The following is a 1,258-nucleotide window of genomic DNA, read 5'->3' as shown; positions in this document are numbered from 1 at the left end:
CAGTCTGCTGAAAAACTATCGTTTTTGTTCGATTTCCGTGATTCACTGATTTGCGTTGGATCTCGGAGCTTTGGATGCGTGGCAAGTTCGAGGATCAGGGTGGACTGTTTTCTTATGTGTCGCCTGAAGCGCGGGTGCCGAAGGACCACCCGTTGCGCAAGATCCGAGAGCTCGTGCGTGACGTTCTGCGCGATCTGAACCGGTCCTTGAGCGGGCTATACGCGAAGGAAGGCCGCCCGTCGATCCCGCCCGAACAGTTGTTGAGTGCTCTCCTGCTGCAGGCCTTCTATGGCATTCGCTCGGAACGACAGCTGATGGAACAGCTGGACTACAATCTGCTGTATCGCTGGTTCGTGGGGCTTTCGCCGGATGATCCGGTCTGGGACCCGACAACGTTTACGAAGAATCGTGCCCGGTTGGAGAACGGCGAGGTGTTCGCCAAGTTCATGATGAAGCTTCTGAACCATCCGGATGTGAAACCGCTGCTGTCGAGCGAGCACTTCTCGGTGGACGGCACGCTGATCGAGGCCTGGGCCTCGCACAAGAGCTTTCAGCCGAAGGACGGTTCCGGTGGCGGCGACAATGGCGCCAATTTCCACGGCGAGAAACGCAAGAACGAGACCCATGCCAGCGTGACCGATCCGGACAGTCGGCTGTACCGGAAGGCGCAGGGCAAGGAAGCCAAGCTCTGCTACATGGGGCATGTCACGATGGAGAACCGGAACGGTCTGGCCGTAGCCGGCCGGGTCACGCATGCGACGGGGGTGGCAGAACGCCGTGCCTCGGAGGACATGCTGAAAGCCAAGGTCAAGCAAGCCGGCGGCCGCATCACGGTCGGCGAGGACAAGGCCTACGATACCGCCGATCATGTCGCCAAGCTGCGCGAGATGAACGTCACGCCGCATGTTGCCCAGTACAATCTCGGCAATCCGAGCGGACGCCAAAGCGCGATCGACGGGCGAACCACCCGGCATCCCGGCTACGGCATGTCGCAAACCTGCCGGGCGATGGCCGAATGCATCTTCGGGTGGGGCAAGCAGCACGGCACCCTGCGCAAGACCAAACATCGCGGCTGCGCCCGCGTGCTCGGCGACCTCATGCTCAACCTGATCGCCTACAATCTCGTCCGGATACCCAAGCTCATTGCAAATTGAGGCCACCGGTCGCAGCGGCAATCGCCGCTCCGACATCAATCCCCCACGACATCCAATAGGAAACGCCAAATCGGAAACGGATTTGTTGGTTTTTCAGCGGACTG

At 60.1% G+C, this 1,258-nt stretch carries 1 protein-coding gene; it reads left to right on the top strand.

Features of this window, described 5'->3' with window-relative positions; genetic code table 11:
* Window positions 1-74: 74 nt before the first annotated feature.
* A complete protein-coding gene (locus tag GGD62_RS40525) occupies window positions 75-1,154 on the top strand; it encodes an IS5 family transposase (RefSeq protein ID WP_183714858.1) in 1,080 nt (359 codons plus the stop codon).
* Window positions 1,155-1,258 lie beyond the last annotated feature (104 nt).

The organism is Bradyrhizobium sp. ERR14, assembly GCF_014198235.1.
Lineage (GTDB): Bacteria > Pseudomonadota > Alphaproteobacteria > Rhizobiales > Xanthobacteraceae > Bradyrhizobium.
Note: the sequence above shows the minus strand (reverse complement) of the source record. Positions and strands in the feature narration are given on the sequence as shown.